General features: G+C 68.0%; 7 protein-coding genes. 4 read left to right on the forward strand and 3 right to left on the reverse strand.

Features of this window, described 5'->3' with window-relative positions; all coding sequences use genetic code 11:
- The coding region (locus FNH05_RS26850) for a hydroxysqualene dehydroxylase (protein WP_144591499.1) at positions 1-1,703 on the forward strand (1,703 nt) is incomplete at its 5' end.
- A 280-nt stretch (positions 1,704-1,983) separates the two neighbouring features.
- Here the strand turns inward: FNH05_RS26850 and FNH05_RS26855 are convergent.
- The gene (locus FNH05_RS26855; protein ID WP_281287633.1) at positions 1,984-3,435 is read right to left on the reverse strand and encodes an MFS transporter; all 1,452 of its coding nucleotides are present in this window, start codon (positions 3,433-3,435) and stop codon (positions 1,984-1,986) included.
- Between the two features lie 105 nt (positions 3,436-3,540).
- Between FNH05_RS26855 and FNH05_RS26860 the strand changes: the two genes are divergently transcribed.
- The gene (locus FNH05_RS26860) at positions 3,541-4,077 is read left to right on the forward strand and encodes a MarR family winged helix-turn-helix transcriptional regulator (protein ID WP_144591500.1); all 537 of its coding nucleotides are present in this window, start codon (positions 3,541-3,543) and stop codon (positions 4,075-4,077) included.
- A gap of 211 nt (positions 4,078-4,288) precedes the next feature.
- Here FNH05_RS26860 and FNH05_RS26865 read toward each other — a convergent pair whose 3' ends face one another.
- Both FNH05_RS26865 and FNH05_RS26870 read right to left on the reverse strand, forming a co-directional pair.
- Positions 4,289-4,513 (reverse strand): hypothetical protein, encoded by a 225-nt coding sequence (locus tag FNH05_RS26865; RefSeq protein WP_144591501.1) that lies wholly within the window; start codon positions 4,511-4,513, stop codon positions 4,289-4,291.
- Positions 4,514-4,533: 20 nt separating this feature from the next.
- Positions 4,534-5,685: an inorganic phosphate transporter gene (locus FNH05_RS26870; protein WP_246127956.1), complete on the reverse strand. Its 1,152-nt coding sequence runs from the start codon at positions 5,683-5,685 to the stop codon at positions 4,534-4,536.
- 207 nt (positions 5,686-5,892) lie between these two features.
- On the opposite strand from FNH05_RS26870, the gene FNH05_RS26875 reads away from it, so the two are divergent.
- Together FNH05_RS26875 and FNH05_RS26880 are read left to right on the forward strand one after the other, a co-directional pair.
- Entirely contained in the window at positions 5,893-6,549 is a 657-nt protein-coding gene (locus FNH05_RS26875) for a class I SAM-dependent DNA methyltransferase (RefSeq protein WP_144591503.1), read from the forward strand.
- A gap of 367 nt (positions 6,550-6,916) precedes the next feature.
- Positions 6,917-7,609, forward strand: coding sequence for a right-handed parallel beta-helix repeat-containing protein (locus FNH05_RS26880; RefSeq protein ID WP_144591504.1), 693 nt, complete (start codon positions 6,917-6,919; stop codon positions 7,607-7,609).
- The last annotated feature ends 9 nt before the right edge of the window (positions 7,610-7,618 follow it).

Below are 7,618 nucleotides of genomic sequence, written 5' to 3' on the forward strand. Positions count from 1 at the left end.
GCCTTCCCACCACCGCCTCCGCGGCCCCGTTCGCGCGGCAGGCGGCCACCGCCACGGGCCGCCGGGTCGCGGTCCTCGGCGGCGGGATGGGTGGCCTCACCGTGGCGCACGAACTGGCCGAACGCGGCTACCAGGTCACCGTCTACGAACGCAAGGCCTGGGGCGGCAAGTGCCGCAGCATTCCGGTTCCCGGCACCGGGACCGGCGGCAGAAAGGACCTGCCCGGTGAGCACGGTTTCCGGTTCTTTCCGGGTTTCTACCGGAACCTGCCGGACACGATGAGCCGCATCCCCCTGCCCGGAGGCGGAACGGCACACGACAACCTCGTGTCCGGATCCGAGGAAGTGGCTTTCTACAACGGGAGCACTCTGCGCCTTCCCGCACGGGGCAGCATCATCGGCACGCTCAGCCCCGACTCCCTGCTGACCTTCCTCGAGACCGCGCTCGGCGTGGTCACCCAGGTGCCCGCCGACCAGGTCCTGTACTTCCTGCGCAAGATCATCGTGTTCGTCACCAGCGGGCCGAAGCGCCGCCTCGGCCAGTGGGAGAAGATGAGCTTCTCCGATTTCGTGGCGGCCTCACGCATGTCCCAGACCTACCGCGAACTGCTGGTGAACATGTTCACCAGCACGCTGGTCGCGGCCAAGCCCGACCGCGCCAACGCCCGCACCATGGGGCTCATGGCCGAGGCGTGGGCCTACAGCACGCTCGGCCTCGGCGGTTACGACGCGCCGGACCGCGTACTCAACGCCCCCACCGACGAAGCGCTCATCGACCCCTGGCTGGCCCACCTGAACAACCTCGGCGTCACCTTCACCATGGGGGCCACCGTCACCGAACTGCTGGTCGGCAACGGGCAGATCACCGGGGCCAGGGTGGCCACGGCCACCGGAAGCACCGTGATCGACGCCGACCACTACGTGCTCGCCGTCCCGGTCGAACGGGCCGTTCCGTTGCTCAACAACGACATCCTGGCCCTGGACCCGACGCTGGCCCAGCTGAAGAACCTGATCACCGACTGGATGAACGGGATCATGTTCTACCTCAAGCAGCCGCTGCCGCTCAGCAAGGGGCACACCGTCTTCGCGGGCCAGCCGTGGGCGCTGACGTCGATCAACCAGGCGGAGTTCTGGAAGGCGAACTTCGCGGCCACCTACGGCGACGGGACCGTACAGGAGTGCCTGTCGCTGGACCTGTCCGCCTGGGACAAGCCCGGCATCCTGTACGGAAAGGCGGCGAAGGACTGCACCCCGGACGAGATCGTCAACGAGATCAAGGCCCAGATCCGCAAGGCCGTCCCGTTCGGTGACCTGGTCCTGCCGGATTCGATCATCCAGTCCACGTTCATCGACCCCGCGATCACCGGCCTGGCCACCCCCGGTGTCGCCGACGACGAACCCCTGCTGATCAACACCCCGGGCTCGTGGAACCTCCGGCCGGAGGCCACCACCGCCCTGCCCAACCTCTACCTCGCCGCCGACTACGTCCGTAGCGACGTCAACCTGGCCACCATGGAGGGAGCCAACGAAGCGGGCCGCAAGGCGGCCAACGCCATCATCCAGCGCTCCGGCGGTTCCGGCTCCGCGACGTTGTTCGGTCTGTACCAGCCGAACGAATTCGCCGCCATCTTCGCCGCGGACGACACCCGTTACGACGCGGGCCTGCCCAACGCGTTCGACACGACCGACCCCATGGCGCCGTAGCCGTTTCTTTCCGCCTTCTCCGGCGGCTCGCGCGCGGGCGGGCCTTGCCAGGGTTCCGGCAAAGTCCGGTCCGCTCGCGATGTACGGCGCGTCCGCCGGGCGAGTCCCACCCTCGTGCGCGTGTGTCCCACGCTCGTGCGCGTGTGTCCCACCCTCGTGCGCGTGTGTCCCACGCTCAGGCAGGAATGGGCGCCGTGAGGGGTCCCCTCACAGTCAAATCGACCGTGAGGGTCCCTTCACGGCAACCCGCAACCTCCTTTGCAGGCCCCATCGGGAACAACTACGAGACGGTGGGACTCGCGGCGTCGGAGGTGGCCTGGGGCTCCGGGGCGCCGAGCCGCATCGGGACCAGTACCAGCGCGGCGGCGACCGCGGCCACCACGAAGATCGCGCCACCGAAGTAGGCGAGCCGGAAGCCTCCTGCCAGCGCCTCGAGACGAGCGGTGCCGGAACCCAGCATGGTTCCGGCGTGGGCGGCGGCGACGGTGGCGAGAATCGCGGTGCCCATCGCGGAGCCGATCTGCAGGGTGGTGTTCACCAGTCCGGAGGCGACACCGGTGTGCTCGGGCGACTCGGCGGCCATCGCCGATCCCATCACGGCGGGCACGGCGGCGCCCATGCCGACACCGGCGAGCAGCAGCGCGGGCAGCACGTCGGTGAAGTAGTTGCCGTCCACCGGCACCCGCGTCAGCAACAGCAGGCCCACCGCCGCGATCAGCAGGCCCCCGGCGAGCACCGGGCGGACACCGAACCGGTTGACCAGGCGCGGACCGAACACGAGGCCGACGCCGGCATTGGCGATCGGGGTGGGCACGAAGGCGAAACCGGTCGCCAGCGCGTCCAGCCCGAGGACCTGCCGCAGGTACAAGGCGGTGAGGAACTGGAAACCCATCATTCCGCAGACCGCGAGCACCAGCACGACGTTCCCGCCGCGCAGCGGCCGTGACCGGAACAGCCGCAGCGGAAGCAACGGAGCCGGTGCCTTCGCCTGCCGCGGCACGAATCCGGCCAACAGGGCCACGGACAGCGCCAACAGCGACCAGCGGCGCGCGGGTGATCCACTGTCGACGATCACGTACACCAGCAGCATCGCCCCCGCCGTGACCAGGAAGGCACCCAGGACGTCCACGCCCGCCCGGATCCCGGCGCCCTGGTCGCGCTCGACGAGCACGAGGGTGGCGGCCACCACGAACACCCCGATCGGGACGTTGACCAGCAGCGTCCAGTGCCAGCTCAGCCCCTGGGTGAGCACCCCGCCGAGCACCATGCCGATGGACGCGCCCGCCGCCTGCACGAAGCTGAACAGGCCGAGCGCCCTGCCCTGTTCGCGCTGCTCCGGGAACAGGGTGACGATCATGCCGAGCACCACGGCCGAGCCGAGTGCGGCGCCCGCGCCCTGCACCGCCCGGAACACGATCAGCATCGCCTGGTTCACGGCCAGGCCACAGAGCAGGGACGCGACCGTGAACACGCTGACGCCGATGAGGAACATCCGCCGCCTGCCGATCAGATCGCCCAGCCTGCCGGACAGCAGCAGCAGGCCGCCGAAGGGCACCAGGTAGGCGTTCACCACCCAGGCCAGGCTCGGTGTGGTGAAGCCGAGATCGGCCTGGATCGACGGCAGCGCGACCACCACGATCGTCCCGTCCAGTACCACCATCAACGAGGCCAGGCACAGCACGAGGAGCGCGAGTTGCCGTGAACGGCCCGCCCGCCCTGAATTTTCGGACACCACGGTATCTCCACCTTCGACTTCGGAACCCGGGTCTTTGTCTTGTCAACAGATCGTCTGTTGCGCAGATTATCTGCCCGGACGGCGGCGCGCTACTCTGGAGTGGTGACCGAGACACTGCCCCAACTACTTCCCGACGGCCTGGGAGACAACCTCGGCTGGCTGCTCGCCCAGTGCTTCCGCGCCCACGCGGCCGCGTTGGACCGTGCCGTGGCCGGCATTCCGCACGGGCTGCGCGGGTTTCAGGCGTTGTGCGGGGCGGTGCACGGCAGCGCCCGCAACCAGGCGGAACTGGGCAGGCAGCTCGATCTCGACCGCACGGTCATGGTCTATCTCGTCGACGATCTGGCCGGTGCCGGCCTGGTGGAGCGGGTCACCGATCCGGCCGACCGGCGCAACAAACTGGTCCGCGCCACCGCCGCGGGCAAAGCCCGGTTCGCCGAGGCCCGCGCGGCCATCGCCGAAGCCGAATCGGCCGTGCTGAGCCCGCTGGACCCGGCCGAGCGCGGCCAGTTCCGCGAGATGCTGCGAAGCCTCGCCTCGCATCACCTCGCGTCGAGCAAGGAAACCGACCCGTGCGAACTCGCGATCCGGGTGACGGAGTCCGAGGGCTCCCCCTCGCTCACCAGCAAGGGCCGGTGAGCGCACGGCCAGGTTCTCCCGCTCGGCGATCTCCTTGTTGGCCGGCCTTGCTCGCCGCGCAGAGCGCGGCTCGTGATCTCCACCGGACTATCGCAGGATTGACCATCGAGCAGCGGCACGACGCCGTCCGGCGAGTTGCCGGGGGCGGGTCCGCTGCCCGTCCCCGGCAACTACGCGCTCGCGCGTCTCCCGTTCGCGGCGAGGGCCGCGATCACTTCGCGACGATCAGGTAGATGCCGTAGATCACGATCGCGAAACTCAGCACGAAGCTGAGCACGGGACCGGCGTCGCTGACATTGGTGGCGCCTTCGCCTTTGCCGGCTCCGGACCGCTTTCCCAGGCCCCGTACGCCGACCGAGAACAACGTGACCAGCAGTGCGGTCGCCGCGACCGTGGCGCCGAAGACCTGGAGCATCTCGCCCCATTGGATATGCATGGGTTTTCCCGTCTGGTTCGTCAGTAGGTGGCGTCGGCCGTCGCCGGCACCCGGGTTTCGGCCGGGGCATCGGTGACGGTGTGCGCGCCGACCGGGTTGCGCCGGGACAACGCGAAGAGCCCGGCCGCGACCACGATGCCGATCCCCGCCACGATGGCCGTGCCCAGGACTCCGGTCGAAGCGAGTTTCCCGGCGCAGGCGCCGAACACCGCGGAAGCGGGCAGGGTGACGACCCACGCGACGGCTATTCTGCTCGCGGTGCTCCAGCGCACTTCACCGCCGCTTTTGCCCAGTCCCGCGCCCATCACCGCGCCGGAACACACCTGCGTGGTGGACAGCGCGTAGCCGAGGTGGGACGAGGCCAGGATCGCCGCCGTGGCACTGGTTTCGGCCGCGAAGCCCTGGGGGCTGTCCAGCGTGGTGATCCCGCTGCCCAGCGTCTTGATGATCCGCCAGCCACCGACGTAGGTGCCGAGCGCGATGGCCAGGCCGCAGGCGACGACGACCCACAGGTAGGGACTGGAGTGCGCGGGCTGGATACCCGCCACGATGAAGGTCAGGGTGATGACCCCCATGGTCTTCTGCGCGTCGTTCGTGCCGTGCGCCAGGGAAACGAGCGACGCGGAAATGTTCTGCCCGGCCCGGAATCCCCGCGAAACGTGCTTTTTCTTCACCCCTTCGTTTGTCCGGTAGGCGATCATGGTGCCGGTCGCGGCCGCGACACCGGCGATGATCGGGGAAACCACGGCGGGCAGCAGCACCTTCTGCACCACCACGGAAAAGTTGACGACGTGGCCGCCGACGGCGACCCAGGTCGCCCCGATCAGTCCGCCGAACAACGCGTGCGACGAACTCGACGGCACCCCCAGGTACCAGGTCAGCAGGTTCCAGACGATCGCGCCGAGCAGGGCGCCGAACACGATGTAGGGACCGGTGTCGGCGTGGAATCCGCTTTCGTCCACGATGCCGCCCGAAATCGTGCCGGCCACCTTGACCGACAGGAAGGCGCCGACCAGATTGAGCACCGCCGACACGGTCACCGCGGTTCTGGGTTTGAACGCCCCGGTCGCGATCGACGGCGCCATCGCGTTGGCCGTGTCGTGAAAGCCGTTGGTGAAATCGAACGCCAGCGCGGTCGCGACGACCGCGTAGACGATCAGTGGGACATGCAAGATCAGACCTCCCGCTGGGATGTCCGGGGTGGACATCGTTGCGAAAGGTAGCCAGTTGGCGGAAACAGTTGATGAACAGCACCCGTCCCCCAGTGAAGATGATCTTGACTTCTGGTGACCGAGTACCGATCCCCGGGTAATCCTGGTGGAAAACTGCCCATTTACGGCACTTTGCCCGGCCCGCGTCACGCAACGACAATCCGTCGTATGGTTTCCGCCGTGACCGATCCCTCCGTACTGCACGACACCAAGGCTGCCTACGACGCCGTTGCGCCCCTCTACGCCGAACTTTTCGGCAACATGCTGGAGACCCTGCCGCTGGAACGTGCGCTGCTGGCGGCGTTCGCCGAACTCGTGCAGGCCCACAACGCCGGACCGGTCGCCGACATCGGCTGCGGCCCAGGCCAGGTGACCGCGCACCTGCACGCGCTCGGGCTGAACACGTTCGGCATCGACCTGTCCGCCGAGATGATCGCCCTGGCCCGCCGGGCCCATCCGGGCCTGCGGTTCGACGAGGGGTCGATGACCGCCCTGGACCTCGCCGACGAAATGCTCGGCGGCATTCTCGCGTTCTTCTCCACCATCCACACACCACCGCGGCAACTGCCCACCGTTTTCACCGAATTCGGGCGAGTGCTGGCGCCGGGCGGCTACCTGCTGCTCGGATTCCTCGCCGGCGACGACCCGCTGCCGCGGGAAGTCGACCACAAAGTCACCCTTGCCTACCAATGGTCGCCCGGCAGTCTCGCGGAACTGTTGCGCCAGGCCGGGTTCGCCGAGGTCGGCCGGTTGCGGCGCGAGCCGCACGAAGCCGAGCGGTTCCACTCCGGCTACCTGCTGGTCCGCAAGCACCAGGAGCCCTGACCACCGGTCGGGCGATGTCTTCCGGCGGTACGCCGAGCATCGTCGATCCGATGCCATCTCCTTGTCACGTACCGCGAACGGCGGTCCACGCCGTCCGCGCTCGTGGTGCCACCCCACCCGATGGATAGGCGGCGCACCGCGATGGCCGGTTCACTCGGCCGATCCCGTGCGTCGCCCTTCCGGGCATTTACCTCGATTCGAGTGACGTGCCCGAAAGGCGCTCTATACCTTTGACTCGTGTCCGAAGTCAATTGATCGAACCACTGTCCGACTCGTCGAGACGTCACGTTGAAGCGCGCCGACTCCATTATTGAGAAAGACTCTCTGGCGGGCCGTGGCGAATCGGATCCCCCGACGAGGAGAAAACGTGCGCAGAATCTGGATGGCAAAGGCCATGAGCGTGGCCGCGTTCACCACAGGAATGGCCACCGTTCCGGCGACCGCGCATGCCGCGACCATCGCGGTGCCCTGCGACAGCGCAGCACTGATCAGCGCCATCGTCACGTCGGCACCGGGCGGCACCTTGGTACTCGCGCCAGGCTGCACCTACACACTCGACAATTCCACCGGCCCCATTCCCGTTATCGACAAGCCGCTCACCATTCATGGTAATGACAGCACGATCAGCCGGGACCCGGGCTCGGCGGCATTCCGAATCCTCAGCGTGAACAGCAACGTCAACATTGACCGGATCAACCTGACGGGTGGCGCCGTGCCCGGCAGCATCGGTGCGGGGATCACGGTCTTCAGCGGCCTCGCGAACCTGAACAACGTGCACCTGTACGGAAATGTCGCCGCCTCCGGTGGTGGGCTCGGTGTGTTGTCGAACGCCACGGTGAGGTTGACCCGGAGCACGATCACGCAGAACCGGGGAATCCAAACCGGGGGCGGCCTCAGCAACACCGGTCAGCTGGCCATCGGCAACAGCGTGATCAACGAGAACGAGGCCGGTGAGCGAGGCGGGGGCATCATCAACGGCCGCCAGCTCATCATCTCCGACACGGCCCTCAACAACAACGTGACAACGACACCGACCAGCGTCGGCGGCGGCATCGGCTGATCCCGCACC

It is taken from the genome of Amycolatopsis rhizosphaerae, from assembly GCF_007713715.1.
Taxonomy (GTDB): Bacteria; Actinomycetota; Actinomycetes; order Mycobacteriales; family Pseudonocardiaceae; genus Amycolatopsis_E; species Amycolatopsis_E rhizosphaerae.